Raw genomic sequence first — 26,989 nt, 5'->3', positions numbered from 1 at the left:
TTGAGGTCAAGGCAGATTGACCGCGGCAGTTGAACCTAGGCACGACGACGGCAGAAAGAGGCGACCGCGATGGATCACGCAAAGGACAGCGCCTTGCTGAGCGCCATCATGGAGACAACTGCCGATTCCATGATCGTCTCAGACAGCCGTGGCATGATGATCCGTGTCAATCCGGCCACCGGGCGGCTCTTTGGATATCGGATCAGTGAACTGGTTGGACAAAGCGTCAACCTGCTGATGCCCGACGCATTGGCGGATCTACATGATGGGTTCATGCGCCACCACATAGAGACCGGTGAAAAACGGATCATCGGATTGGGTCGCGACGTGGAAGGGTTGCGCAAGAATGGCTCCCTCTTTCCGGTGCATCTGTCTGTGGGCCATGCGGATATCGGCGGGGAACAGCTTTTTGTCGGGATTCTTCACGACCTGACCGACCGTCGCGCGGCAGAGGATGCGCTGGCGCGTTCACAACGGCTGGACGCCATCGGACAACTGACCGGGGGTATGGCCCATGACTTCAACAACCTTCTGACGGTCATCATCGGGAACCTTGAGCTTCTTGAAATGCGCGGCGTCAATGACCGCCAGTTGGCGTTGATCGAAGACTCCCTGGACTCCGCCGAACTGGGCGCCGAGCTGACCTCACGCCTGTTGGTTTTCGCGCGGCGGGGTGACCTGAAACCCGTGAAATCGGACTTGCGGGACCTTTGCAAGGCAACACTTGCCATTCTGCGGCGCACGATTGGCGATGACTACCGGGTCAAAACCGATTTTGCAGCCACCATCAGTCAGGTCATGGTAGATCCGGTGCAACTTCAATCCGCGCTGATCAACCTGGCCTTGAACGCGCGGGATGCGATGCCGGGTGGTGGCGAATTCCTGATCTCGGTCTCTGATGTCATCATCGATGACACCTACATGGCCCAGGAAACCGACATGGAACCGGGGCACTACGTGCGACTGTTCGTCAGCGATGATGGCGAGGGCATGGGACCGGAGGCGCAAAAGCGGGCGTTCGAGCCGTTCTTTACCACGAAATCAGACAAAGGGGGCACCGGCCTGGGCCTTGCGATGGTCTATGGCTTTGTCCGGCAATCCGGCGGCCACATCACGCTTTACAGCGAGCCCGGCCATGGAACCAGCTTTGGACTGTATTTCCCGGTCAGCCAACCGGTGCACCATGACGGCAGCACACCCGCCGCCAACGCAGCCGACATACCGCAGGGACAAGGGCAAATCGTTCTGATCGTTGAGGATAATCCAAAGGTGCGCCGCCTGTCGGTCGAACGTGTTCGCGACCTGGGATACCAAACGCTCGACGCCCGGAACGGTGACGCGGCTTATGAAACGCTCGTCAGCGGCACGCATGTGGATGTTGTGTTTTCGGATCTCGTGATGCCCGGCCACCTTAACGGATATGAACTGGCTGCCAAGGTCCGGCAGAGCTTCCCCGACGTGCAGGTCCTGCTGACCTCCGGCTATGCCAGCGATGTCGTCACGGCGAGTATGGGCGGCACCACAGAATATGACGTCCTTCACAAACCATATCGCCAGGTGGAATTGGCCCGGCGGCTTCACGCGCTTTTGGCATGATCACCGTAGGATCCGCGTCGCACCACATCCTGTGCCAGCATGTAGCCGATGCCGCGCACCGTCTTGATCAGCTTCGGGTCCGACGGGTTTCTCTCGATCTTCTTGCGCAGGCGCGCCACCTGATTGTCGACGGTTCGATCCAGCGGGGACCATTCCGTTCCGCCGATCAGATCCATCAACTGATCGCGAGATAAGGCGCGTTTCGGGCGCTCCAGAAAGATCTTGAACAAGGCCAGATCGGCCGTGGTGACATCGCAGGGCCTGCCGTCGCGGGCAATCACCTCCATCCGGTCGGGGGTCACCGTCAAACCGTCCACCAGATAGGAGAGCACACCGGGCGGTTCGGCGCGGTCTTCATGTCGCTTGCGGCGCAGCACGGCGTGCACGCGCGCCAACACCTCGCGGATATGGAACGGTTTGGTGATATAGTCATCGGCGCCGATCTCAAGCCCGACCACCCGGTCGATGACGTCATCTTTGCCGGTCACCATGATGACGGGAACTCTGGATATCTTGCGAATGTCGCGCAGGATATCCAAACCGCTCTCGCCATTCAGTTGGATATCCAGCGTCACCAATGCCAGCGTCGTCGTTTTTACAATTTCCATGGCCGCGCTTGCGCCTGCGCTTTCCAGCACCGAAAACCCGTCATCTTCCAACAGGTTGCGTAACACGCGCCTGATCTTTTCATCGTCTTCGACGACAAGCGCCTGTGCGGTTTCGGTCATGGCCCCCACCCTCTGGACAGACAGCGGATCCGCCAAGTGCAACTGGGGCTGCTCGCGCGACCTGGTTACATTTTGATACGTAATGCTGCGCCGAAACCTTAAGCCAGATTACACCAGCCGTCCAACAAGGTCCCCATCGATTATGGGAGACCTCAGATGTATGTCACGCTATCGGGCAGGCGGGCTCGCCAATCCGCTTCGGCCTTTGCCCCCACGGACGCCAAGGAGATTGGCAAGACAATCGCCGCAGGCACTTATCTGTACTTTGAAGGTGATGACACCACGCGCCTTTATATCATCAAACGTGGTGTCCTGCGTTTGACACGCGTGCTTGAGGATGGGCGACGTCAGGTGATTGCCTTTGGGTATCCCGGGGATGTGATCGGTTTTCCGGCTCAGGGCCGCCACCATTCCGATTGCGATGCGCTGGCTGACGCGGAATTGCGCCTCATACCGCTGGCGGCCTTGGAAAGCGGCGGCGCAGACCCGGCACTTCATACCGCATTGATGACCGCGGCATTGCAGGAGATCAGCGCCATGCAAGATCACCTGATGGTGCTTGGTCGCAAGTCGGCGGCTGAAAGAGTGGCCTCATTTCTGGTGACGCTGGCAGACCGAAACGGGCGCGGTACGGCAATCGATCTCCCCATGAGCCGATCCGACATCGCCGATTTCCTGGGGCTTACAACCGAAACGGTCAGCCGGTGTTTCACCGCCTTGCGCAAGGCGGGGATCATTCGCCTGGCAAGCGCCAATCTGGTGGATGTCGCAGACCGGACGGCGCTGACACAGCGCGCCTTGGGGCAATTGAACTAGCGTTGCCCCAACCTCGCGGCACAACCGCTGCTAGCGGGTCAATAGCAGCGCCGCCGCCGGTCCGGTAAAATGGAGGACCCGTGCCGCCAATCCGCCAAGGCCGATCACGGCGGCGGAGATACAAGCGCAATTCAGGAACTGCCCCAGCCCGCGCCGCTCGATCATCTGCCGAAACAGTAGTGCCGTGGGCGATGCCGCAGGCCGATCCGCGCAGAAGACAAGGCAGATATGTCCACCAGGGCGACTGACCCGCAAAAACTGAGCCAATGCGGGTATCGGATCCTCTACCGTTTCCAGGCCCCAGGCACAGGTCACCAGATCAAATCACTGGTCCGGGAAAGGGAGCGCCTCGATCCGGCCGATCAGGCGCCGGGCCGGGATATCGCGGCACTGATCCAGCATGGCCGGGGCCGCATCCAACAATATCACATCGATGGGACCATCCAGCCCCGCCAATAGGCGCCGCGCCACCACGCCTGCCCCACAGGCTGCATCCAGAACCGCCATGCCCGGGCGCAGCAATGCCGCCGCTGCACCTTCAAAGGCACATTGCGCCTCACCAAACCCATGCGCAACCACCGCAGATGGGCGCGATCATAGCGGGTAGCACGGCCACTATACCGATCCGCCGGGCCCATTGCTCTGGCCCCGGAATTTGGCGAAGGTTGGATTGGCACTAGCTTAGTCATGTAAGTTGACTACATCGGAGAGCAGACTTGGTCAATGAAATTGACGAAAAGTGGGATGATCTGCGCCCTGATCATATTGGTGTCCGTCTGTGGGAGGCGGCGCAGCACTGGAAAGACCGCTACCTCGCAGAAATGAAAAAGGCCGGTCACGGCTGGCAGGCGGAGGCGCGCGGCAGCATCACCGCCCATATCCACCCGGACGGGACCCGCCAGGCCGAGATTGCCCAGCGCATGCCGATCTCGAAACAGGCTGTGCATCAGCTCATTGCCGAACTGGAAAGCCAGGGGATCGTGACCCGCGACCTGGACCCGTCCGATGGTCGCGGCAGGATCATCCGCTTCACCGAAGCGGGACTGGCTGTTCAACGCGACGGCGCCCGCATCAAAGGTGAGATTCACGATCAGATGCGAACGCAGATGGGGGCCGAGGCGTTTGACCGGCTCTACGCACTGCTCGGTGCCGCTGTGAAAGCACCGGAAGAGAATCGTTAGGTATCTCACCGACCGATTGATCGAATCGATGCGGTGGTCACATGATCAATTTTCGCGGTTTCCGGCGAATTTGAGACCGCTTTGATACATTAAATGCTCAAAAAGTTACAAAAGCGCCCATGTGTTACGCAAGGTCAGGTCACGTATTCGGCCACGAATTGCGGCGCAAATGTGGCAGCGTCGGGGCGAAGCGAGACGCAGGATTTCAGGCGATCCGTATGCATGGGATATGTATGCCATGCATACGGGTTGTGCATACGCGGTGCATCACTCAAAAGGAGGGCGACGCGCCAGCCCTCTTCCAGGAGATCCAAGATGGAACGCTTTACCACGCTGACCGGCATTGCCGCACCATTGCCTTTGATGAATATCGACACCGACATGATCATTCCCAAGCAGTTCTTGAAAACGATCAAACGCTCCGGCCTTGGCAAAAACCTGTTCGATGAGATGCGCTATGCCGATGATGGCAGTGAGGTTGAGGATTTTGTTCTGAACCAACCTGCCTATCGGGAGGCGCAAGTCATTGTGGCTGGTGATAATTTTGGCTGTGGCTCTTCTCGTGAGCATGCGCCCTGGGCGTTGCTGGATTTCGGGATCCGCTGCGTCATCTCGACCAGCTTTGCCGATATCTTTTACAATAACTGCTTCAAGAACGGAATTTTGCCGGTGGTTTTGCCGGCCGAGGCCGTGGCTATTTTGACGAAAGATGCCGAAAAAGGTGCCAATGCCCGCATGACAATCGATCTGGACGCACAGACCGTGACGTCATCGGATGGCGAAGTTTTTGGTTTTGAAATCGATTCCTTCAAAAAACACTGCTTGCTGAACGGATTGGATGACATTGGCCTCACATTCGAAAAAGTCGGCGCGATCGACAGTTTTGAACAGACTGCCAGCCAAGTCCGCCCTTGGGTCTGACACGACTAAAATAACAACATCTAGGGTCGCTTTAGGGGCGGCCTTTTTTTGCGCACATTCTTGATGCAATCGCGCACCAGTTCTCCCGCAAATAAGCCCCATTATTCGTTAACTTAAAATGAAGATTGTTGCGGATTTTCGGACTGGGCCAAACTAAGACGGGATGAGGGCGACACCCTACAATTTGAACTGAATTGACGTCATGTGGTCATCTGCCGATCGTAGCGATGTTAAGACGAAGAGGGTAACGGGATAGTGCTGAACCGGATGAGCGGAGCTGCCATGCGCGCCGGACTGGTGGCTCTTTTGATCGCCACACCGTCGTTGCTATTGCCGAAAGTGTCACCAGACACGACCCAGGTCGTCGCTTTGATTGCGCTCTTTGCAGCCGCACTCATTTTCATCGAATACGTCTCCAGCTATCCTAGCCTCATCGAATTCCGCGACGCACCACCATTCAATCGCGTTCGGTTTCTTTGCCTGTTCTTCACCGTTTTCCTGCTATCGGTGATCATGCGCGGGCAAGAGGCGCCCAGCGGCTTGACGATGCTAACCCATGCAGTTGGAACATTGATCGGCAATGCCATCGACTTTCCCTACAGCCCTGTGCGTCTTGTGGTTCTAGGCATGGCGGATGTGTCCGACCCGCATAGCGTGGATGTGATCCGCACCGCGGCAGGTATCAGCTATCTGACCTCTCTGTTGTCACTGGCCATTTTCGCGCTGCTTCTGCGGCTGTTTGGCTGGCCCTCGCGCACCGGAGCGTTCAATGTGTGGATCAACCTGCCAACATTTGATCCGACAACAGGCGGCGATGTCGTGTCCCGCCTCAACCGGGATGCGCGCGTTAACATCGCTTTAGGTTTTTTGTTGCCATTCTTGATCCCGGCTGTGGCACAGGCCGCGGGCAGCCTGTTTGGGCCGTCCCTGGCTGACGCGCCACAAACACTTGTTTGGACAATGGCAGCATGGGCATTTCTTCCCGCAAGCCTCTTCATGCGCGGCATCGCCATGGGACGGATTGCAACAATGATCGAGGACAAGCGCAAGCGCTCGTCGCTCGACGGAACAGACGGTGGATTGCTGGTAACTTAACCTGCGCCGGGTTTCTGGTTGTTCTGCTGGCCGCCCAACACCTGTTTGCCCAAGCATCCGATACGGTCCGCATTGCAACTTACACAGCCGATTTAACCCGCAAGGGTCCCGGGCTTTTGCTGCGCGATATCCTTTCGGGAGAAGATGCGCAGATCATTGCAACCCAAAGTGTCATTGCCGAGGCCAATCCGGATATTTTGTTATTGATCGGGTTTGATTACGATTTGGATGGCGTTGCTCTCTCCGCCTTTGCCGATCAATTGAATGACCTTGGCGCACCATATCCCCATCGCTTTTCCCGCCGTCCCAATACCGGCATTGGCACCGGTTTGGATATGGATGGTGACGGACGGCTGGGCGGGGCGCGGGATGCCCAGGGTTTTGGCTATTTCTCGGGCTATGGCGGGATGGCAGTTCTAAGCCGCCATCCGATCCTCGCCCAGGATATGCGGGATTACACGGAAATCCTTTGGCGCGATCTGCCCGGCGCCAACACGGTTGACCTGAGCCAGGACGCCACAGCGATACAGCGCCTGTCCAGCATCAATCATTGGGCCCTTCCCATATCCATTGACGGAATAGGCGATGTGGAGTTGTTGACGATCGGTGCAACGCCCCCGGTTTTTGACGGCCCTGAAGATCGCAATGGCCACCGGAACCGCGATGAACTGCGCCTCTGGCACCTTTACCTGAATGGCGATCTGAGCGAAAAACCGACCGCGCCGGTCATCTTGCTGGGTAAGATGAATGTCGACCCGTTCGATGGAGATGGTCAGTCTGAAACGATCCGGGCGGTTTTGAAGGACCCAAGGCTGCAAGATCCCCGTCCTGCCAGCCCTGGAGGGCGCGCTGCCGCCGACAATACCCATAAAGGCCCGCCCGAATTGGACACGGCCGCGTTCCGGCCCGCCCCGGATGGCCCCGGAAACCTGAGGGCGGACTACATCCTGCCAGACGCTCGCTTAGAGGTCGCCGATGCAGGTGTCGTCTGGCCACGTTCAGGCGATCCGGGCGCGCCCGATATAGAGCGGGCCGCGCGTCACCGGCTTGTCTGGGTCGATCTGATGCGCAACCGCTAGGGCGAGCGCGGTCTCCAGATCAGTGCCCCGAAAGTCCGGCAATAGCTTCTTCAACGGATCGGGATCCAACCAATGTGGCAGGTCCCACAGATATCGCATCTGCTGCAGGCACCGGCCCACGGGCCAGAACGGCGCAGCCATCCCCAGGGGTAGCCACGACATCCGCCGTAGAATGTGCCGTCGCGCGGTTGCGCGGGCGACACCGTCACTCAACTCCAGCCCCGTCAGAGTAAACCCGGCAAATGGAATATCCGCAAACCGGGGCAGGCTGTGACGTTTCTCAACCAGTTGCACAAGGGCCCGCCCGACATCCGGCAGAAACGCCCAAGCATGGGAGACATCCAAGGCGCCCGGATAGCTGAACCGCCCACGGTCCAAACCCGCGACAATGACCTTGTCGAACCAGTTCCCGGATGCTTCGGTATCCAGAAAATCACCGCACCGCAAAACCAACACCCGTGCCCGCGATGCGGCCCAGGCGGCCTCCATATCTGCACGAACCTTTCCAAGCGCCCCGGTAGGGACATGGGGGGTCATTGGACCCATTCGTCCCGCGCTCTGGCCATAAGGATAGACATTGCCGGGGATCACCACCAAAGCCCCCGTCGCCTCGGCCACATCGATCAAAGCTGTGGTCTGGGCAGGTATCTCGCGCGCCCAATCGGAATAGGCCGGGTTCCACCCATTAAAGATCACATCGGCACCCCAAGCGGCATCCCACAGGTCATCGCGGGCCCGATCGAACAACCGCACCCGCCACCCGGCATCGCGAAAGGCGATATGGGCGTGGCGCCCAGCCCGGCCGGTAGCCCCAAGGATCAATACGGTGTTTTGCATCGCACCATCTCCGCAACCGATGTTTACGCCAATAACATGATCCATTCGTTCCACCTGGGGAATTGTCAAAAAACGCAGAGCATGTATTCATTTTTGCATGGAAACTGGGCTCGCCTCTATTGATTGGTCCCGATTACAGGCCTTCGTCGCAGTCGCTGAATGCGGATCCCTTTCCGCCGCCGCTCGAGAACTGGGGACAAGCCAGCCCACTTTAGGCCGCCAGATCAAGAGCTTGGAAGAAACGCTCGACGTGACCCTATTCCATCGTCAGGCTCGGGGGCTTATCCTGTCGGATACCGGAGCGGCTCTGCTGGCACCGGCCCGCTCCATGCGCGATGCCGCCCGCCAGATCGCACTATCGGCGGCGGGTCGCTCCAACCAGTTGGCAGGCACCGTGCGCATCACTGCCAGCCTCACCGTTTCAGCCAAGATGATGCCCCCGATCCTGGCCCGATTGCGCCGCAAGGAGCCCGATATCCAGATCGAGCTGGTCCCCAGCGATGAAAGCGAAAACCTACTGTTTCGCGAGGCTGACATTGCCGTGCGCATGTACCGGCCCGAGCAGTTGGATATCGTCACCCGCTACATTGGTGATCTGGCCCTCGGCCTGTTCGGCACCAAGGAATACGTCGACACGCTGGGCCCGCTGCGTACGGTCGATGACCTGCTGAAATGTGAGCTTGTGGGCTATGACCGGGACGAAAGGATCATCCGCGGTCTGCGCGATTTCGGTCATTTGGTAGATCGCAACGCCTTTGCCACGCGCTGTGACAATCGGATCATCTATTCGGAACTGGTAAGAGCAGGATGCGGCTTGGGCTTTGGCGCCGTGATCGATTTCGAGGATGATCCGAACCTGACGCAGGTCGCGGCGGACCTGCCGATCCCGCCCCTGCCCGTCTGGCTGGCAGCCCATGGCGCAATGCGGCAAACCCCGCGGATCCGCCGGATCTGGGAGACGCTTGCCACCGAGCTGACCCCGCTTTTGGACCCGCCCCAACCGGCCGGGAGCCCGGCTTGACCCCACAGCCCCTGCGGGCTAGGCCCAGCGTCGATAGATGCCAAGACAAGGAGCGCAGCCATGACCACACCCTCCCTTCTGATCCTGCCCGGTGACGGGATCGGCCCCGAGGTCATGGCGGAAGTGCGCAAGGTCATCGCCTGGTTCGGCGACCATCGCGGGCTCAGCTTTGATGTGAGCGAAGATCTGGTGGGCGGTGCCGCCTATGATGCCCATGGCACGCCCCTGACGGATGAAACCATGGCAAAAGCCCAGGACGCAGATGCCGTTCTGCTAGGCGCCGTGGGGGGGCCGAAATACGATGATCTGGATTTCAGCCTCAAACCCGAACGCGGCCTGCTCCGCCTGCGCAAGGAAATGGATCTTTATGCCAATCTTCGCCCGGCGCAATGTTTTGACGCGCTGGCCGATTTCTCCAGCCTCAAGCGCGATGTGGTGGCGGGTCTTGATATCGTCATCGTGCGCGAGCTGACTTCTGGCATCTACTTTGGTGAACCGCGCGGCATCATCACCGAAGGCAATGAACGCGTCGGCATCAACACCCAGCGCTACACCGAATCCGAGATCGATCGCGTCGCCCGCTCCGCCTTTGAACTGGCACGCCGTCGCGGCAACAAGGTCTGTTCCATGGAAAAGGCCAATGTCATGGAAAGCGGCGTCTTGTGGCGGGAGGTCGTGCAAAAGGTCCATGACGAAGATTATGCCGATGTCGAGCTGAGCCACATGTATGCCGATGCCGGTGCCATGCAGCTTTGCCGTTGGCCCAAACAGTTCGACGTGATCGTCACCGACAACCTGTTCGGCGATATGCTCAGCGACGCCGCCGCGATGCTGACCGGCTCCCTTGGGATGCTGCCATCGGCCAGTCTCGGCGCGCCCATGTCGAACGGTCGGCCGAAGGCCTTGTATGAACCCGTCCACGGCTCTGCGCCCGACATTGCCGGTCAAGGTAAGGCCAACCCCATCGCCTGCATCCTCAGTTTCGCCATGGCCCTGCGCTACAGCTTTGACCAAGGCGATGAGGCAACCCGGGTGGAAACCGCCGTTGAAACCGTACTGGCCAATGGATTGCGTACCGGCGATCTGATGGGACCCGATGGCGGCACCCCCGTCAATACAGACCAAATGGGCGACGCTGTGATTGAAGCCCTAACGGCGAGCACCGCCTAACATCATGTGTCCAGAAATATCCCCGCCGGAGGCAAGAAAGATTTTATGCCTCCGGCGGGGATATTTGAAGACACATGATGAGACAGGCCTGTCAGCCGGATCCGCTTTTCAGGCGTTTGATCGCCCAAATGGCGGCATCGGCTACGGTGGCATCCGGGTCTTCTGCAAGCCGTTCCGCGACCGCTATTAACCTGGCATTCTTTGAATTGCCGATCGCATATAGCACATTACGGACAAAGCGGTCGCGCCCGATCCGTTTGATCGGGCTACCTGAAAACTTTGCCCGAAAACCCTGATCATCCAGCACGGCGAGGTCGGCCAATCGAGGAGCGGCCAGATCATCGCGTGCGGCATAGCGTGTTTCCGTGGCAGTTTTGGCAAATTTGTTCCAGGGGCAAACCGCCAGGCAATCGTCGCAGCCATAGATCCGGTTACCGAGCCCCGGGCGCAGATCCGGATCCACCGCCCCTTTATGCTCAATGGTCAGGTAAGAGATGCAGCGTCGCGCATCCAATTGATAAGGTGCCGGAAAAGCATTGGTCGGACAAACGTCCAGGCATGCGCGACAACTGCCGCAATGGTCCATCTCGGGCGTATCCGGCGGCAGATCCAGCGTTGTAAAGATCGCCCCCAGAAAAAACCAATTGCCAAGGGCACGGCTGACCAGATTGGTGTGTTTTCCTTGCCAGCCCAGCCCTGCCGCCTGCGCCAGCGGTTTCTCGGGGACAGGGGCAGTGTCGACAAAGACCTTCACCTCGCATGGCTCTTGTGTGATCAGCCAGCGCGCCAGCCGTTTGAGGCGTTTTTTCACCAGATCGTGGTAATCCTTACCTTGAGCATAGACCGAAATTGTCGCGCGGTCGGGATCGTCCAAGTTGGCCAAAGGATCCCGGTCCGGCGTGTAAAGCTCCGCCAGCATGATCACTGATCGCGCCTCGGGCCACAAAGCGGCAGGGTTGCCGCGCCAGGAGGTTCGCTCTGCCATCCAGCCCATCTGCCCATGCTGCCCCTTGGCGATGAAATCCGCCAATCGTTCTGCCACCCGAGGCACCGCATCCGGCCGGGTCACCCGCGCCTCGGCAAAGCCCATGGCACGCGCCTCGACTTTCAGCGCTTCAGAAATCAAGGTTCGCGTATTGCGGCGGCGGCGGGAAGCCAGGCACCTGATCGGCCAGGATACCACGAAAGGCCGGGCGCGATTTGATCTTGGCGTACCAATCCTTGACGTTCTCGTTCCGGTTCCAATCCACGTCGCTGATGTAATCCAGGGCCGAGAAATGGGCCGCTGCCGCGAAGTCTGCAAGGCTCAGCATGTCGCCCGCCAGCCATCGCCGTTGATCCAGCAGCCATGACATGTAATCCATGTGGTATTTTATCGCCTTGGCCCCGGCTTTGACGTTCTTGCTTTCAGGATAGCCTTGGGCCATCAGTTTTTTGTTCACCCGCTCGTAAAGCAGGTTCGCCGTCACCTCGGTATGGAACTTGTCATCAAACCAGGCGCATATCCGACGCACTTCGAACCGGCCCGCGGCATCGCGTGGTAACAAGGGCGGCTCAGGCGTCATCTCTTCGAGATATTCGACTGTCGCCTGGCTTTCGGCCATGGTCTGCGCACCCATTTTCAGTACCGGCACCTTGCCCGCCGGGTTACGGCGCAAAAACTCCTGGGACGGCTCCCAATACCGTTCCTCGACCAGTTCCACCTCAATCTTCTTTTCGGCCAGCACCAACCGAACCTTGCGACAAAAGGGAGACAGAGGGACGTGATAGAGGCGGTTCATACATAAAGCTCCGAAAACCCAATCGTCATGCCCGCTTGGGCCACGGTTTTCAATCCTCGAAACAGCGTGCCCTGCCATCCGCCTTGATGGTGGCAGCCCCCGAGGCGACCTGGGCGGCGCGTTTGCGCAAGGTCGGCGACAGATTGTTGGGATCGCGCCCCTTTGGATTGGGCAGCACAACAGCCAGTCGCGCGGCCTGGGTCGACGATAACTCAGCGGGGGGCTTGCCGTAGTAATGGTGGGCTGCGGCATCGATGCCAAAAACACCTTCGTCAAACTCAGCGATATTCAAGTAAACCTCAACAATTCGCCGCTTGCTCCAGAACAACTCTGCAACCGGGGTCAACATCGCCTCCAGCGCCTTGCGGGTCCAACTGCGTCCCTGCCAGAGGAATACGTTCTTGACAGTCTGCTGGGACAGGGTCGAGGCGCCGCGCTTCGCACCTGCATCCAAAGCCGCACGGATCGCGTTCATGTCGAATCCCCAGTGGCGGCAAAAATTGGCATCCTCCGCCGCCACGACCGAGCGGATCATGACAGGTGCCACCTCTTCGATCGGCAGCCATTGCCGGTCGATCTCTCCCAGCCGCCGCCATTCCATCCAAATCGTGTGGGTTGTGGGCGGGTTGACCATCGCAAGCGAGGCCACAACGACCAAAATCAACATAACGGGCCCCCAAAATATCCAGCGCAGCCATATCCGCAATCGCCAAAACGGCGGTCTCGGCCGCCCGGCGCGCGCTTTCGTCTTTCGCTTGGGTTTCTTTTTGGCAACCGCTTTTGCCACAACACACTTTCTTATTGTTCCGAAATACTCCCGCCGGAGGCCTAAAATCTTCTAACCCGACAGAAAAGATTTTGTGCCTCCGGCGGGAGTATTTTCAACAATAAGAAAGTAAACCGTTACTCTGCGGGCACGGCATCGGCCTGCAGTGATACGGGCGCTGGAAGATGCGCCAGCATCTCCTTGGGGCAAACCTGCAGAAAATGACCAAGCTCCACATCCCAGTGTTGCAGGATATCGGCCGCTTTGGCGCTGCCGGTTTCCTCCAGATGTCGCTCAATCAAACTCTCCAGTTCGGCAACCCAGTGATCAACGGTAACAGGACCGGTGACCAGGGTTTCCATGTTCATCATGGGGCCCGCCTGGCCGTCAGGATCATAAAGATACGCCATACCACCGGTCATGCCAGCTCCGAAGTTTGCCCCGATATCTCCCAAGATGACCGCAACACCACCGGTCATGTATTCACAGCCATTGCTGCCACAGCCTTCGATGACGACATTCGCGCCAGAGTTCCGAACGGCAAAGCGCTCACCCGCGCGACCCGCAGCAAAGAGACAGCCGTCGGTAGCACCGTAAAGCACCGTGTTGCCAATGATCGTATTCTCATCGGCTTTCAACGGGCTGGCCATCGGCGGGCGCACGATGATCGTACCTCCAGACAAGCCCTTGCCGACATAGTCATTGGCGTCACCCGACACTTCCAACTTCAGGCCAGGTGCGGCAAACGCCCCCAGGGATTGCCCGGCAGAGCCTGTCAGCTTTACCGTCAGGTGATCGAGTTGCAGGCTGTTGCGCATCCCGAACCGTTTCACGATATGGCTCGATGTCCGGGTGCCCACCGTGCGAAGCGTGTTTTGCACCGCATAGCTCAGCTGCATCTTCTCGCCCTCATCCAAGAAGCGCGCAGCATCCTTAACGATCTCTGCATCCAGGGTGTCGCGCACCGGGTTGCGGGCACGGTCACGGTTATATTCGATCTTCTCTGCGCCATCGACGGTTATCAGCAACGGATTCAGATCCAGATCGTCCAGATGCGCTGATCCCCGGCTGACCTGGCTCAACAGATCTGCGCGACCGATCACATCTGACAAGCTGCGCGCTCCGATTTCAGCCAGGATCTCCCGCACTTCCTGGGCATAGAACGTGATCAGATTCACGACCTTATCAGCGGATCCGGTGAACTTGCCCCGCAATGCCTCGTTCTGGGTGCAGACACCCACGGGGCAGGTATTCGACTGGCACTGCCGCACCATGATACACCCCATGGAGATCAGGGCGGCGGTACCAATCCCAAATTCCTCGGCCCCCATCATCGCGGCCATCACGATGTCACGGCCCGTGCGCAGGCCGCCATCGGTCCGCAGCGTGATGCGTGAGCGAAGGTTGTTCATCGCCAAAACCTGATGCGCCTCGGTCAGGCCCATCTCCCATGGCAGGCCCGCATATTTGATGCTGGTCGCCGGGCTCGCCCCGGTACCCCCGTTATGGCCGGAAATCAGGATGACATCGGCCTCGGCCTTGGCCACACCGGCGGCGATTGTGCCCACACCGCTGGCCGCGACCAGTTTCACGGTCACCTTGCAGCGCGGATTGATCTGTTTCAGGTCATAGATCAGCTGGGCCAGGTCCTCGATACTGTAGATATCGTGGTGCGGCGGCGGGCTGATCAGGGTCACGCCTTTTGTGGAATGGCGCAGACGGGCGATCAAATCGGTCACTTTCATGCCGGGCAGTTGCCCACCCTCGCCGGGCTTGGCCCCTTGGGCGACCTTAATCTCCAACTCCTCGCAATGATTCAGGTATTCCGCCGTGACACCAAACCGGCCAGAGGCGACCTGTTTGATCTTGGCCGACGGATTATCGCCATTGGCCTCGGGCACGAAATGTGCGGGATCCTCGCCGCCCTCCCCAGAGTCAGACTTGGCGCCAATCCGGTTCATCGCCACGTTCAGCGTCTTATGAGCCTCGGGCGATAGCGCGCCCAGAGACATACCCGGCGTCACGAACCGTTTCCGGATCGAGGTGATGCTCTCCACCTCTTCAATCGGCACTGGCTTGCCCAACGCTTTGAAATCCATCAGGTCGCGCAGGTGAATGGGTGGGTTCGACCGCATCTTGGCCGAATACTGCTTCCACAATTCGAAGGAGCCCCGGTCACAGGCCGATTGCATCATATGCATCGATGTCGCTTCCCAGGCATGGGTCTCCCCCGACCGGCGCGCCTTGTAGAAGCCGCCGATCGGCAGCACCGACTGACCGCGCCAGCCGCGCGCATGAACGGCCTCCGCCTGGCGCTGGATACCGCCAATGCCGATCCCACTGATCCGACTGGTCATGCCGGGGAAGTATTCGGCAACCATGGCGCGGCTCAGCCCCACGGCCTCAAAGTTCAAACCCCCACGATAGGAGGAGATCACGCTGATCCCCATCTTGGCCATGATCTTCAGCAGGCCCTGATCGATGGCGTTGCGATACCGCGCGACCGCCTCGGTCAGCGGCCCGTCCAGCAAACCACGCTCGATCCGGTCGGCAAGGCTGTCCTCGGCCAGATAGGCATTCACGATGGTCGCACCACAGCCGATCAGCACGGCAAAGTAATGGGGATCGATGCATTCCGCGCTTCGCACGCCCAGCGAACAGAAGGTCCGCAGCCCCTTTTTCGTCAGCCAGCTATGCACCGCACTGGTGGCTAGGATCATCGGCATCGCCACGCGGTCGGGCCCCTGGTGCTGGTCGGTCAGCACGATATGCCCGCCGCCCGACCGCACGGCATCCTCCGCCTCGTCCCTGATCCGGGCGAGCGCTGCATTCAGCGCCATGGGCCCCTCGGCGCGGTCAAACGTGCAATCGATCTCGACCATGGGCGCGTTGAACGCCTGGGTCAGCCGCTCGAACTGCGCATTGCCCACGAAGGGGCTGTCCAGCACGATGATCTCGGTCTGGCTGCTATCCTCGTCCAGAACGTTCTTCAGGTTACCGAACCGGGTCTTCAGGCTCATCACCCGGTATTCCCGCAAGCTGTCAATCGGCGGATTGGTCACCTGGCTGAAATTTTGGCGAAAGAAATGGCTCAGCGGGCGGTACTTCTCGGACAAAACAGCAGATGGCGTATCATCCCCCATGCTTGCTAGGCTTTCCTTCGCATCCTCGGCCATGGGCGCCAGGATCTGCTCCAGCTCCTCAATCGTGTAACCCGCCGCGACCTGCCGCACCTTCAGATCATCGCCAGAAAACAGCGGTTTCTCGGTAACTTCCGCCAGCGGCCCGTCCATCTCGACGATCTTGCCGACCCAGTCCCCAAAAGGTTGTGCTGCGGCCAACACATCCTTCATCTCTTCGTCGCGGTAAAGCCGCCCTTCGACCATATCGACCGAAATCATCTGACCGGGCCCAAGCGCGCCCTTTTCAACGACGGTCGCCTCATCCGTAGGCACCATTCCCACTTCAGAGCCCGCAATCAGCAAGCCATCCCCGGTCACGACATAGCGCAGAGGCCGCAACCCGTTCCGATCCAGCCCGCCGCAGACCCAGCGGCCATCTGTCATCGCGAGCGCCGCAGGGCCGTCCCACGGCTCCATCACGGCGTTCACATAAGAATACATGTCGCGCCAAGGCTTGGGCAGTTCGACCGCCTGCTTTGACCAGCTTTCCGGCACCAGCATCGTCTTGGCCATGGGCGCGTTCCGCCCGGCCCGCACCAGCACCTCGAACACCGCGTCCAACGCCGCCGAGTCGCTCGACCCGTTCGGCACGATCGGCTTGATATCCTCCGCCATCTCACCAAAGGCAGACGACGCCATGCGGATCTCGTGGCTCTTCATCCAGTTCACATTGCCGCGCAACGTGTTGATCTCGCCGTTATGGGCCAGCATCCGGAATGGCTGCGCCAGCCACCATTGCGGAAACGTGTTGGTCGAATAGCGCTGGTGATAAATCGCAAACGCGCTCTCGAACCGTGCGTCCATCAGGTCGGGGTAAAACTCCGCCACCTGCTCGGCCAGCATCATGCCCTTATAAATGATCGACCGGCAAGACAGCGAACAGACATACATGTCATTGACCTGCGCCGCTGCCGCCGCTTTCTCAATCCTCCGCCGGATGACGTACAATTCGCGCTCGAACGTCTCCTCATCCACGCCCTTTGAATTGGCGATCAGGATCTGCTCAATCTCGGGCCGGGTCGCATTCGCCTTCTCGCCCAGGCAGGCCACATTCACCGGCACATGGCGCCAGCCATAAATGTAATAACCCTTCCGCAGAACCTCTGTCTCGACAATAGTCCGGCACGTCTCCTGCGCGCCGAAATCCAGGCGCGGCAGAAACACCTGACCCACAGCGATCAGTTGCGCCTTGTCAGGCACATGACCCGTCCGCTCGATCTGATCATAGAAAAATGGCACCGGGATCTGCACATGGATGCCCGCCCCGTCGCCCGTCTTGCCATCGGCGTCAACGGCGCCCCGGTGCCAGACGGCCTTCAGCGCATCGATGCCGTTCTTCACCACCTGGCGGCTTTTGCTGCCGTCGATCGACACGACCAGCCCAACCCCGCAGGAGGAATGCTCCTCCGCCTCGGCATACATTCCATTCTTGGCCATCCATTGGCGCTTTGCAGCCTCGGCCGCGGCCCAGTTCTGGTCATAGGTCGTCATCACAGTCTCCTTGGGTTGGGGCGGGATCTTACAGATCAACCGCACCGCATTCGTAGCGGGGCTTGGTCTTGCCAAAGGTCTTGTCACCGGGCCTCAGGATCTCGACCGGAGAATAATCACTTTCCTCCGTCACCCCATTCTCAGACCAGCTATCGGTGCCCAGCAGGAACAGCCGCTCCTCGGCCAGCACATATTGGTTGCCCTCGGTGGTGTGGCGGATCTCGCCCGTCTCCGGGTCACGCGCCACGGTGGCAAATTCGGTGATCAACAATTCCTCACCGCTGACGGTCTTGGTGTCGCCGGTCAGCCGGTCGATGCCCGCATATTGCGTGCGTTCCATGCCGTCAGGGCCAACCTCGGCGGTGGTGAAATCATAGACATTCTCGCCCGTCTCCAGCAGTTCCGAAAGCGAGGCCGGCTTGGGCCCCTCATCCGCAATCCGCTGCCGCGACCCATCAAAGAAAAAGAACGTGTCCAGCCATTGAAACTCGTCATTGTAGGTCGACACACTGATCGGGCCGTCCTCGCCATAGGTCGCCTCCCAGGTGATCCCGTCCGGCGCGGCCGAGCAGCGCCAATAGATTGAGGCGAGGCATCCTTTGTACTGGATCGTCAGAAACGCCTCGCATCCCGGCGGTGGCGTGGCCGATTGCGCCGATAGGGGCAGCGGGGCCATTGCAGCAGCAAAGGTCAGCGCCCCTGCCATAACACCGGCCAATCCTAAACCACGGGTAACCGCACCGCACGCCGCGTATGTATGGGATGTGTATGGGATATGCATGGATTGTGCCCCTATCCTGTATGCGTTCATTCCGCCGCAATGGTGGCTTGGCTGCTCAACTTGGCAAGAATAGCCTCCGCCGCCTCGCGCCCGTCCCGAATAGCCCATACCACCAGGCTCGCACCTCGCACGATGTCGCCCACGGCATAGACCGCGTCCATCGCCGTGGCGTGGGTGCGGAAATCAGCCTTCACAGTGCCCCAGCGGGTCACTTCCAGCTCGGGCTGATCCCACAAGGTCGGCAAGTCTTCGGGCTCAAAACCCAGCGCCTTGACCACAAGATCCGCCTCTTCCATGTAATCCGATCCCTCGATCAGCTCTGGCATCTGCCGACCGCTCGCATCGGGCGCACCCAACCGCATCCGCTCCACAACGACACCGCGCACGGGTCCCGCAACCGCGCCGGTATCGCCGGCATCCGTCACGCGCAGATCGCTGGCAAACGCCTTGGGCGCCGTAAGCCATTCAAACTGAACGCCTTCTTCTTCGGCATTCTGCACCTCACGCTGGCTGCCCGGCATATTCGCCCGGTCTCGGCGGTACAGGCACTTGACCGAGGTCGCCCCCTGCCGAATGGCCGTTCGCACGCAATCCATCGCCGTATCACCCCCACCAATGACCACCACGCGCCGTCCTTCGGCATTCAACGCGCCGCTCTCGAATTCGGGGATCACATCGCCAAACCCGGTCTTGTTAGAGGCCGTCAGATAATCCAGCGCCTTCACCACGCCGTCCGATCCACTGCCATGCAGGGTCAGATCGCGCGATTTATACACACCCGTCGCGACAATGACGGCGTCGTGGGCCTCCCGGATCTCGTTGAACGAGATATCTCGCCCAACCTCACAGTTCAGCTGCATCGTCACGCCGCCTTGCTCCAGCTGGTCGATGCGCTTCATCACCACATCCTTCTCCAGCTTGAAACCGGGGATGCCATAGGTCATCAACCCGCCCGCGCGATCGTAGCGGTCATAGACCGTCACCTGAATACCTTCGCGGCGCAGATGGTCCGCAGCCGCCAGTCCACCGGGCCCGGCGCCAATAATACCAACGCTTTCACGGCGTTCCGCATAGGGTTTGATCGGCTGCACCCAGCCTTCATCCCAGGCCGTGTCCGTTATGTATTTCTCGACCGATCCAATGGTGACCGTCCCATGCCCCGACTGTTCGATCACGCAGTTGCCCTCACACAAGCGGTCCTGCGGGCAAATCCGGCCGCAGATTTCGGGAAATGTATTGGTGGCCTGGCTGATCTCGTAGGCCTCGCGCAAACGCCCCTCGGCCGTCAGGCGCAACCAGTCCGGAATGTTGTTATGAAGGGGGCAATGGGACTGGCAATAAGGAACCCCGCATTGACTGCACCGCGCCGACTGCTCGGCGGCCTTTTCGCGGGCATATTCTCCGTAGATCTCGCCGAAATCTGCCCGCCGCTCATCGGCGGCGCGCTTTTCGGGCATCTCGCGCCCGACATCCACAAATTTCAGCATATCAGACATCAGCGTCCTCCCGATCCAGAGCCACCTTCTACACAGCCGCATGACGGAAATAAAGTCAGCAATAGTGACCTAACAAGAAGAATTTTCAGTCTCATTAATATGACCGATACTGCAACTGCAGGAAATAGGTCCGAAAAGATACATAAATTTGTGCTTTTGATTTAGAATCAGGGAACTAGGATGCCGCCGACTCAGCGGGAGGTCCCCAGTTGCCCTTGTTCCATCTGTTCCTGATCGCCGTCATCCAAGGTATTACCGAGTTTCTGCCCATTTCCTCGTCCGGTCACCTTATCTTGTTACCACAATTGACCGGGATGGACGATCAAGGGATTGTTCTTGATGTCGCTGTCCATGTCGGCACCCTGTTCGCCGTCGTGCTGTATTTCTGGTCGGATGTCCGCATCGCTTTGATCGGCACCGGTCGTCTGATCCGGGGCAAGGTCGACACCCAGGGCGCCTGGCTGGCCCTCTGCCTCGCCATCGCAACGGTACCGGTCATCCTCTGCGGCATTGCGATCAAACTCACCGGCCTCGACGCTTACCTCCGCTCCATCGCCGTCATCGGCTGGACCATGCTGATCTTCGGCCTCGTCCTCTACTGGGCCGACCAGAACAGCCCCGAAACCCGCGAAACCAGGGATTGGAGCCTCAAACACGCCGTCATCATGGGCCTCTGGCAGGCCATCGCCCTGATCCCCGGCACCTCCCGATCCGGCATAACCATGACCGGTGGTCGCTTTCTGGGTTATACGCGCGAAGAGGCCGCCCGCATTTCAATGCTCATGTCCATCCCCACCATCGCCGCCTCGGGCCTGGTGTTAGGCGTTGATGTTATTGGCCTTTCCGATTGGTCCCTGGCCCGCGATGCGCTGATCGCGGCTGTATTCGCCTTCGTCTCGGCGCTGATCGCCTTGGCCGCAATGATGTATTTCCTGAAAACCATCAGCTTCACGCCCTACGTCGTCTACCGCGTGATCCTCGGCATCATCTTACTGGCCATCGCCTATAGTTAACCGCGGGACCGGCACGACCCGCGCCATGATCGACAGCCCAATCTCGTCGGGCGTGATCGCGTTGATAGGACAAGCCGGTTCGATGAACGCGTCATCCTCTTTGCCAGGGCAGCCATTGCGGGCCAAACCAGACGCTTGCGCGTTCCACTCTCGCGGCAACGCCTGCGATCTCCGGCACCTCTTCGCGGCGGCGCACCCAATCTGTCATGGCCACATCGCCAAGCAGGTCAATCGCGCCGGGTCCGAAACTTTTCCATAGCGCTATAATAAATGTAATCCGTCCCACGCAGCTTTGCCATGGCAGACCCATGTGTCGGGCGATAATCGGCGGGGGCCACACGGATCAGGTGCCTCCCCCGCGCCCAGGATAACAGGAAGCCGTGCTCAGGGTCCCATGCACACTCGCCCGTCACCATGATATAAGGCGTGATGTCCCCGAAAATCGGATCCACCACGAGTGTCAACCGACGCGGTTCGACCAACCGCCAAACATCTTCCGGGCCCTTGGCGGGCGGGTCGCCATTTTCGATCGCCTCGCCCCCCATCACGTCCTGTACTTCGTCGTGATAAGCCATGATATGGCGACCGACCGGCCCGCGATCCGCCGGGGTCAACCTGCGAAAGGCCGCAAGGGTTGCAGCCAGCGCTGGCCCCAAACCGGGGCCGTCACTGCGTCCTTCCCAATCCAGAGGCAAAACCGCATCGTCAAAGAAGGGCACCGGCAACGCGCCCGACCCGGAAGCAGGGTTCGCCATGATCTGATCCAATACCGTCACTCTGCCCTCCGATCCGATGACACGGGACCGTGGCGCGTTGTATCCCACCGGTCAAGGCTGCAAACCAACAGTGCAGGCTCAACTCATGGGACCGAATGCGCCAATGGATGGCCGACCTTGCACGGATCTCCCAGGTGACCATCGTGCGAAACGCGCCTCAGGCGTCCGTAAGAGAATGTCGACGAGATCCGGGTCAGGCTGGGGGACCAGGGCGGGCGCGGGAAGGGTGATCTCACTCCGCAAGAAAGTACCACGGATCAGAGAACTGCCGATGAACGCCACCGCAAGCGAGGTCAGCACCAGCAGACTGTCGTGACCAAGATGCCCCCAAGTCCAGTGACCCATGGCTGTCAGATATCCTTTGCTACCGGAGACTGTGTTGCGCCATCATTCAACGCATCGCGCAATGCGTATGTATGGGATATGTATGGTATGTGCATCGCGTCTGCACGGCGGTTTCGGTGGACGAAACGGATTCACCATGCAACCGTTTTGGCCATGACGACCCACACCGATTTCGAACCGCTCTCCCCCGCCGAGATGCACCTGCTCAGGACCTGCAGCGGGCCGGAACGGGTTGTTCTGGCCGATGGCGGATTGCCCGAGAACGCGGGGCCAAACTGCACGATCCGGGCTGCCCTGCTGCGGGAGCTGGTCCTCGGGTCGCTGGATATTTCGCTAAATCCGAAAGGGTTACGTCTGCGCGGGGCTTGGATCAGTGGGCCGCTTGATCTGCAGGGCACCGATTGCGAGCGCGACATAACACTGGGCCATTGCATGCTGGACGGGGCGCTCAACCTGGTCAATGCCCATCTGCGCGGCCTGCATCTGATGGGCTGTCAAACCCAGGGGATCGCGGCAGATAATGCCAGCTTCACCGGATCACTCTATATCCGTGGTGAAACAACTATATCTGGTGAAGTGGCACTGGCTGGCACCCGCATCTCGGGCGATCTGCAAATGTGTGGCGTGGTGATCAAATCCAAGGACCAGGATGCCGTATTTGCCCCCTCTCTTCGGGTGGAAGGTTCTATTTTCCTTGGGAATTACCCCTATTCCAATGGCGTGACGACCCTGATGACCGAAGGGATGCTGTTCTTTTCGTCGGCCCATATCGCCCATGATTTCTTCATCTCCCACACCTCGATTGCGTTGCCGTCCGACCCGATGAGCGACGGGATTTTCAGCGCGGCGGAGGAGCATGGCCATAACATCGCCCTTTCCCTGGCTCGCACGCAGGTCGGTGGTATTTTATACTTGCAAAATAACCAGATAGCCAAAGGCATCCTAAATCTGGCAGGGGCGGTTGTGGCACGGTTGGGTGATGAACCAGCAGGGCCCGGCGCCAATTACGACATCCGGCTGGACGGGTTTCGCTATGCCGATTTCTCGCGCCACACCGACACTTCCCCCAACGCGCGGCTGGACTGGCTGGCGCGCCGACCCGGGGACCTGCCCTTCACCGCGCAACCCTATGAACAACTGGCCACCGTGCTGACGACGATGGGACACCGCACCGACGCGCAGACCGTGCTGATGCGAAAGGAACAATTGCTAAGATCCGAAAACCGCAGGCTTTTCGCCATCAGTTCCGGCAGTCGTCTGCGGAGTTCCATAATGCATGTTGGCGATATGCTGATGCGGGTGAGCATCGGGTATGGCTATCGGCCAGGCCGCGCCGTGGCCTTTGCCGTTTTGTTGATTGGGGGCCTTGGCCTGTTTTATCAGAAGGTCTGGAACGACGGTGACATGGCCCCCAATGCCGCGCCGATTCTGGTATCGCGCGACTGGATCGCCGCCACGCAGACCCACCCCGATCATCCTGCGCAATATTGGTCATCCACCGGACAAGCAGGGCAGGATTACGAGACATTTCAAAGCGTTGCCTATGCCGCTGATCTGGTGATCCCACTGGTCTCGTTCGGGCAGGAAGAGGCGTGGGCACCCTCGACGGCCCGCGGGCCCATGGGGCGCATCGGTTGGTGGCTCCGCTGGGTGGCCAAGTTGCTGGGATGGATTGTGACCGCGCTCGCGGCAGCCGCGCTGACCGGAGTCATCCGCAAGGATTAGGCAGGCCCGGCATCCTCCGACAAGGCAGAGGCAAGGGAGGGTGCGATGTAATTCTGGATCAACCGCCCTGCCAATTCATTGGCGTCTTTGCGCGCGGCCAGGGCCAGGGCCAGAACCTGATCCACCAGGGCCTCCCCACCACTATTACGCCACTGCTCTGTATCCGTCACCACACCCGCAGATATGGCGCGTCCGGCATCCGGAGCAGAGAAGGGAATGATCTGGGTGAAATCGTCTCCCGCCAGACGGTTGAGCCGGTCCAATACGCGCTGCCGTCCCTTGCGAATGGCAGGCAGATCCATATGCGTGACCACCAGAACGGAATGCTGGCGCAGGCGTTCGGGCAATTCAGACCAGGTGCGCCGCTCACTTTCTTTCCAGGATTGGACCGCATTGGTACACCAGATCATGACGTCGGAATGGCGTGCAACCGACTGCATCAGATCAACCAATGTGGCGGGATCACTGGTACCAGGCGTATCGGCCAGGCGGATTTTTTCAAGAAACGGGCTGGGCGCATTCAGGCGGATGTAGTCCGGTTCAACCGCTGTCAGCCCGGCAAAATCCAGCGTGTCAAAGGTCACATCTACCCGCGTATCCCACCAGGCGGCATGGGCTTGCCCCACCTCACCATGGCTGAATTCCACAGGCGGAATGTGATTGGCCAACACACTTGTGGGTATCAGGTCCGCGCCCACCATAAGGTTGGCCAGTGTCGATTTCCCGGCGCTGAACTCCCCGGCGATCAGAACCCGGGGCGGACCGGACAGCCGAGAGCGCAGGCTGAGCGCGCGATCATAGATCCGGCGTTCATCGCTGCGCAGGTCATCTCGCTCCGTCTGGGTAACGAAGCGATCGAGAATGGGTAGCGGATCAGGCGATGTGAGCATGCGATTCATGCGGGCACGTTATCATGTGTGAGATCCTGTTGCAGCGCTGTCAGCGTGTCCACCAGCGCTTGAATTTTGGTCAAATCGCGAAGTGCCGCATCACGCGCCTGTTCCTGTACCTCTTTCGTTGCAATGGAGGCAGGGTCTGTCGCATTCGCGACCGCGGTCAGCTGCTCCTGAAGGTCGGTCTGGAATTGATCCATCGTCTCTTTCAAGGTGTCGGAAAACAGCTTTTTCTCTTTTTCTGCCGTATCCAACGCAATCTCGGAAAACTGACTGCGGATCGTATCGATTGCCTTTTCCGTCAACCGGTCCGAGCTGCTGAAGATCCCGCCAAGCCAGGTTTTCGAAAGATCGAATGTCACAGTCTGGTTGAACGGGCTGGATCGCGGCAAAAGCCCGATGATCGGCAAGGTTGCGATGCGAACGGTTTGCAGCGGTTGTTCCACCCGTTTCGGCAAGGCCGCGCGGAATGAACTGTTGATTGACTTCAATTCATCCCACAGAACCCCCTGGATCTCGTCAAAGCCGGATTTGTAGGTCTTGGTCAGTTTCTCTCGCAGCGGATCAAGGTCAATCTCGATATCGCCTTCGCGCCCGGCCTCCGCCAAGGCAGCCCTGACGACCTGGCGCTGATCTTCGGTAAATTCCACGGCCAGTTTGCTGAGCTTACCGCCCAACGCATCACATGAGGTGATCATGACGGCCTCAAGCGTGCGCACATGTTTGTTGGCCTGGGTCATGATCTTGTGCAGCAGCCGGTCGCATTCCTCCCGCGTGAGCGCCGCAGGATCACCGGTTTTGGCATCATCGGTCTGGCCGGTCCGCAGCTTGAGCCGTTCCTCAACCTGGGTCGAGACGGTCAACAGGTCATCAACCATGCTCACCAGATGGGTGCGCGCAGAGCCCTGCAGTACCAGATCGGAGAGGGCGGCTTCAATCTCCCGCAAGCCGCTGGCCACATAGGCATCTGCCCGATTGTCTTCGAGGCCGGTTGCATCCAACAACTCTGCCGCGTCGTCCTGCAGTCGGCGCGCGATGACAAAGTCATTGAGCGCCGTCATGTCGGTGAATTCGCCATGCCCGGTAATGGCGTAGCTGGCCCATTCCGCGCTGCCGACGACGATATCGATATCGTCCTGATCAAGATGTTCGGCCAGTTGATCGGACACGCGATCCTTCAGCTGGTCGACACTTGCCGATGGATCATTGATTTCGTCCAGACGGTTCACAAAGATCACGAACCGGTTGCGATCCAGCGCTTTAAGCAGGCGGATCAGGCGCAGATCCTCCTTTGTCAGCGATTGATGGGCCGACAGCACCACAACAAAGAAATCAGCGTCTTCAAGGCTTTGCTGTGTGATCTCTTCGCGGATCAGCAGCGGATCGTTGATCCCTGGTGTGTCGATGACGCAAGCAGGGCAGGCAAAGGGGGGCTGCTCAAAGAAGATCTCAGCCGTGTGGGTGATGTCGGCAAATCGCCCGGCCTCCGTCTCGTCCACGGTGTCGCCGACCGGTTCGTCGCCTGCGCTGACATATTGTGCCATAACATCAGGGGTTATGGTGCTGAACCTGTGGGATCTGCCCAGCAGACCGTCAAATTCCTCCCCCAGCCGCTGCTCGGCCCGAGTGCGCATCGCCTTGACTTCGGTCAGAAGCTCGGTCCGCTTGTAATCCTCCAGCAAACCTTCGGTCAAAGCCGCCAGACGACCGCCGCGATTGGCCAGGATATCCCATTGATCCTCGTCGAAAAAGCGAAAGACAGCGCCGGAGGTTTTGCCGGAATAGTGCCCAAAATAAAGCTGGGTGACCACGGATGTCCACGGATTGACGTCGGCAGGCAGCAGATCAATCTTGCGCGTCAGGCAATTGGCAAAGGTCGACTTGCCCGCCTTGATCTGACCCACCACGGCGATCCGCACGATCATCTTGTTCAGGCGATCCTTGACCGGCTGAACCCGTTGGGACAGATCCTCTCCCGATACGGCAACCAGGGTGTCGGCTGCCTCCGACAGAGCCAGCCGTACGTCATTCAATTCGCTGCCAATGCCGTGGGTCAGGACATCTTTGGACGGTGCATCGGTCATGGTGTCACGCCATTTGACCTGCTGTCACGTCGAACGGCAGAGTGCGCTTGCACAAGCGTAACCGGCAACATGCCAGACTTTAAAAGCAGTCTATCCAACCGTACACCTTCCCGCGTGAGACAGTGCCACAGCTTTAGGCTGCAAGGCCATTCCCCATCCCTCGCGTATAGCGGGCCTTCGCCTATCAGACTTTGTCCCCTAGGTGCAGCCCG

Annotated in this window: 21 protein-coding genes and 1 pseudogene; 10 read left to right on the top strand and 12 right to left on the bottom strand. The window is 59.5% G+C overall.

Annotated elements, in window-relative coordinates; translation table 11 throughout:
• Positions 1-69 precede the first annotated feature (69 nt).
• Positions 70-1,596, top strand: coding sequence for a PAS domain S-box protein (locus tag IU397_RS16260; protein WP_204415764.1), 1,527 nt, complete (start codon positions 70-72; stop codon positions 1,594-1,596).
• On the opposite strand, the gene IU397_RS16255 is transcribed toward IU397_RS16260, so the two are convergent.
• Positions 1,578-2,324, bottom strand: coding sequence for a response regulator (locus IU397_RS16255; protein ID WP_204415762.1), 747 nt, complete (start codon positions 2,322-2,324; stop codon positions 1,578-1,580). The genes IU397_RS16260 and IU397_RS16255 overlap by 19 nt on opposite strands.
• 156 nt (positions 2,325-2,480) lie before the next feature.
• Here IU397_RS16255 and IU397_RS16250 point away from each other — a divergent pair, with 156 nt between their 5' ends.
• Positions 2,481-3,140: a helix-turn-helix domain-containing protein gene (locus IU397_RS16250; RefSeq protein ID WP_204415760.1), complete on the top strand. Its 660-nt coding sequence runs from the start codon at positions 2,481-2,483 to the stop codon at positions 3,138-3,140.
• 30 nt (positions 3,141-3,170) lie between these two features.
• On the opposite strand, the pseudogene IU397_RS23730 reads toward IU397_RS16250, so the two are convergent.
• Positions 3,171-3,647: pseudogene (locus IU397_RS23730) on the bottom strand (class I SAM-dependent methyltransferase).
• A 209-nt stretch (positions 3,648-3,856) separates the two neighbouring features.
• Between IU397_RS23730 and IU397_RS16235 the strand changes: the two are divergent.
• The 4 genes from IU397_RS16235 (at position 3,857) to IU397_RS16220 (ending at position 7,416) form a co-directional block, all read left to right on the top strand.
• Complete coding sequence (locus IU397_RS16235; RefSeq protein WP_204415754.1) at positions 3,857-4,321, top strand: MarR family winged helix-turn-helix transcriptional regulator; 465 nt, start codon at positions 3,857-3,859, stop codon at positions 4,319-4,321.
• A 315-nt stretch (positions 4,322-4,636) separates the two neighbouring features.
• Positions 4,637-5,242, top strand: coding sequence for a 3-isopropylmalate dehydratase small subunit (leuD, locus tag IU397_RS16230; protein WP_204415753.1), 606 nt, complete (start codon positions 4,637-4,639; stop codon positions 5,240-5,242).
• A gap of 282 nt (positions 5,243-5,524) precedes the next feature.
• Positions 5,525-6,337 carry a hypothetical protein gene (locus tag IU397_RS16225; protein WP_239479858.1) on the top strand — a complete coding sequence of 271 codons (813 nt, stop codon included), beginning with the start codon at positions 5,525-5,527 and terminating at the stop codon, positions 6,335-6,337.
• A 116-nt stretch (positions 6,338-6,453) separates the two neighbouring features.
• Complete coding sequence (locus IU397_RS16220) at positions 6,454-7,416, top strand: endonuclease/exonuclease/phosphatase family protein (RefSeq protein WP_239479857.1); 963 nt, start codon at positions 6,454-6,456, stop codon at positions 7,414-7,416.
• Here the strand turns inward: IU397_RS16220 and IU397_RS16215 are convergent.
• Complete coding sequence (locus IU397_RS16215) at positions 7,336-8,298, bottom strand: epimerase (RefSeq protein ID WP_239479856.1); 963 nt, start codon at positions 8,296-8,298, stop codon at positions 7,336-7,338. The genes IU397_RS16220 and IU397_RS16215 overlap by 81 nt on opposite strands.
• A 52-nt stretch (positions 8,299-8,350) precedes the next feature.
• On the opposite strand from IU397_RS16215, the gene IU397_RS16210 reads away from it, so the two are divergent.
• Both IU397_RS16210 and leuB read left to right on the top strand, forming a co-directional pair.
• The gene (locus IU397_RS16210; protein ID WP_204415749.1) at positions 8,351-9,274 is read left to right on the top strand and encodes a LysR family transcriptional regulator; all 924 of its coding nucleotides are present in this window, start codon (positions 8,351-8,353) and stop codon (positions 9,272-9,274) included.
• A 60-nt stretch (positions 9,275-9,334) separates the two neighbouring features.
• Positions 9,335-10,444: a 3-isopropylmalate dehydrogenase gene (gene leuB / locus IU397_RS16205; RefSeq protein WP_204415747.1), complete on the top strand. Its 1,110-nt coding sequence runs from the start codon at positions 9,335-9,337 to the stop codon at positions 10,442-10,444.
• Positions 10,445-10,535: 91 nt separating this feature from the next.
• On the opposite strand, the gene queG is transcribed toward leuB, so the two are convergent.
• From queG to IU397_RS16175, 6 genes are all read right to left on the bottom strand, one after another.
• On the bottom strand, positions 10,536-11,567 hold the full coding sequence (queG, locus tag IU397_RS16200; RefSeq protein WP_370541708.1) for a tRNA epoxyqueuosine(34) reductase QueG: 1,032 nt from the start codon (positions 11,565-11,567) through the stop codon (positions 10,536-10,538).
• Complete coding sequence (locus IU397_RS16195) at positions 11,560-12,225, bottom strand: glutathione S-transferase family protein (protein ID WP_204415745.1); 666 nt, start codon at positions 12,223-12,225, stop codon at positions 11,560-11,562. Before IU397_RS16195 ends, queG begins: the two co-directional genes overlap by 8 nt.
• A gap of 49 nt (positions 12,226-12,274) precedes the next feature.
• A complete protein-coding gene (gene mtgA, locus IU397_RS16190) occupies positions 12,275-13,012 on the bottom strand; it encodes a monofunctional biosynthetic peptidoglycan transglycosylase (protein WP_204415743.1) in 738 nt (245 codons plus the stop codon).
• 116 nt (positions 13,013-13,128) lie between these two features.
• Positions 13,129-17,664: a glutamate synthase large subunit gene (gene gltB, locus IU397_RS16185; RefSeq protein ID WP_204415741.1), complete on the bottom strand. Its 4,536-nt coding sequence runs from the start codon at positions 17,662-17,664 to the stop codon at positions 13,129-13,131.
• 28 nt (positions 17,665-17,692) lie between these two features.
• Entirely contained in the window at positions 17,693-18,370 is a 678-nt protein-coding gene (locus IU397_RS16180; RefSeq protein ID WP_204415739.1) for a hypothetical protein, read from the bottom strand.
• Positions 18,371-18,471: 101 nt separating this feature from the next.
• Positions 18,472-19,932: an NAD(P)-dependent oxidoreductase gene (locus tag IU397_RS16175; RefSeq protein WP_370541707.1), complete on the bottom strand. Its 1,461-nt coding sequence runs from the start codon at positions 19,930-19,932 to the stop codon at positions 18,472-18,474.
• Between the two features lie 218 nt (positions 19,933-20,150).
• Here IU397_RS16175 and IU397_RS16170 point away from each other — a divergent pair, with 218 nt between their 5' ends.
• Positions 20,151-20,954: an undecaprenyl-diphosphate phosphatase gene (locus IU397_RS16170; RefSeq protein ID WP_204415736.1), complete on the top strand. Its 804-nt coding sequence runs from the start codon at positions 20,151-20,153 to the stop codon at positions 20,952-20,954.
• Positions 20,955-21,181: 227 nt separating this feature from the next.
• Here IU397_RS16170 and IU397_RS16165 read toward each other — a convergent pair whose 3' ends face one another.
• Entirely contained in the window at positions 21,182-21,730 is a 549-nt protein-coding gene (locus IU397_RS16165; protein WP_204415734.1) for a hypothetical protein, read from the bottom strand.
• A gap of 498 nt (positions 21,731-22,228) precedes the next feature.
• Between IU397_RS16165 and IU397_RS16160 the strand changes: the two genes are divergently transcribed.
• A complete protein-coding gene (locus tag IU397_RS16160) occupies positions 22,229-23,800 on the top strand; it encodes a hypothetical protein (protein WP_204415732.1) in 1,572 nt (523 codons plus the stop codon).
• Here the strand turns inward: IU397_RS16160 and IU397_RS16155 are convergent.
• Entirely contained in the window at positions 23,797-24,699 is a 903-nt protein-coding gene (locus tag IU397_RS16155) for a dynamin family protein (RefSeq protein WP_204415731.1), read from the bottom strand. The two genes, IU397_RS16160 and IU397_RS16155, sit on opposite strands and share 4 nt — an antisense overlap.
• Positions 24,696-26,777, bottom strand: a complete 2,082-nt coding sequence (locus IU397_RS16150) for a dynamin family protein (protein WP_204415729.1) — start codon at positions 26,775-26,777, stop codon at positions 24,696-24,698. Before IU397_RS16150 ends, IU397_RS16155 begins: the two co-directional genes overlap by 4 nt.
• Between the last annotated feature and the right edge of the window lie 212 nt (positions 26,778-26,989).

Source organism: Actibacterium sp. 188UL27-1, assembly GCF_016901225.1.
Classification (GTDB): Bacteria; Pseudomonadota; Alphaproteobacteria; order Rhodobacterales; family Rhodobacteraceae; genus 188UL27-1.
Note: the sequence above shows the minus strand (reverse complement) of the source record. Positions and strands in the feature narration are given on the sequence as shown.

Bases quoted from the DNA above. Each gene is read 5' to 3' on its own strand.
- IU397_RS16260 (WP_204415764.1), top strand. From the start codon at position 70: ATGGATCACGCAAAGGACAGCGCCTTGCTGAGCGCCATCATGGAGACA.
- IU397_RS16255 (WP_204415762.1), bottom strand. From the start codon at position 2,324: ATGACCGAAACCGCACAGGCGCTTGTCGTCGAAGACGATGAAAAGATC.
- IU397_RS16250 (WP_204415760.1), top strand. From the start codon at position 2,481: ATGTATGTCACGCTATCGGGCAGGCGGGCTCGCCAATCCGCTTCGGCC.
- leuD (WP_204415753.1), top strand. From the start codon at position 4,637: ATGGAACGCTTTACCACGCTGACCGGCATTGCCGCACCATTGCCTTTG.
- IU397_RS16225 (WP_239479858.1), top strand. From the start codon at position 5,525: ATGCGCGCCGGACTGGTGGCTCTTTTGATCGCCACACCGTCGTTGCTA.
- IU397_RS16215 (WP_239479856.1), bottom strand. From the start codon at position 8,298: ATGGATCATGTTATTGGCGTAAACATCGGTTGCGGAGATGGTGCGATG.
- IU397_RS16210 (WP_204415749.1), top strand. From the start codon at position 8,351: ATGGAAACTGGGCTCGCCTCTATTGATTGGTCCCGATTACAGGCCTTC.
- leuB (WP_204415747.1), top strand. From the start codon at position 9,335: ATGACCACACCCTCCCTTCTGATCCTGCCCGGTGACGGGATCGGCCCC.
- IU397_RS16195 (WP_204415745.1), bottom strand. From the start codon at position 12,225: ATGAACCGCCTCTATCACGTCCCTCTGTCTCCCTTTTGTCGCAAGGTT.
- gltB (WP_204415741.1), bottom strand. From the start codon at position 17,664: ATGACGACCTATGACCAGAACTGGGCCGCGGCCGAGGCTGCAAAGCGC.
- IU397_RS16180 (WP_204415739.1), bottom strand. From the start codon at position 18,370: ATGGCAGGGGCGCTGACCTTTGCTGCTGCAATGGCCCCGCTGCCCCTA.
- IU397_RS16175 (WP_370541707.1), bottom strand. From the start codon at position 19,932: ATGCTGAAATTTGTGGATGTCGGGCGCGAGATGCCCGAAAAGCGCGCC.
- IU397_RS16160 (WP_204415732.1), top strand. From the start codon at position 22,229: ATGACGACCCACACCGATTTCGAACCGCTCTCCCCCGCCGAGATGCAC.
- IU397_RS16155 (WP_204415731.1), bottom strand. From the start codon at position 24,699: ATGAATCGCATGCTCACATCGCCTGATCCGCTACCCATTCTCGATCGC.
- IU397_RS16150 (WP_204415729.1), bottom strand. From the start codon at position 26,777: ATGACCGATGCACCGTCCAAAGATGTCCTGACCCACGGCATTGGCAGC.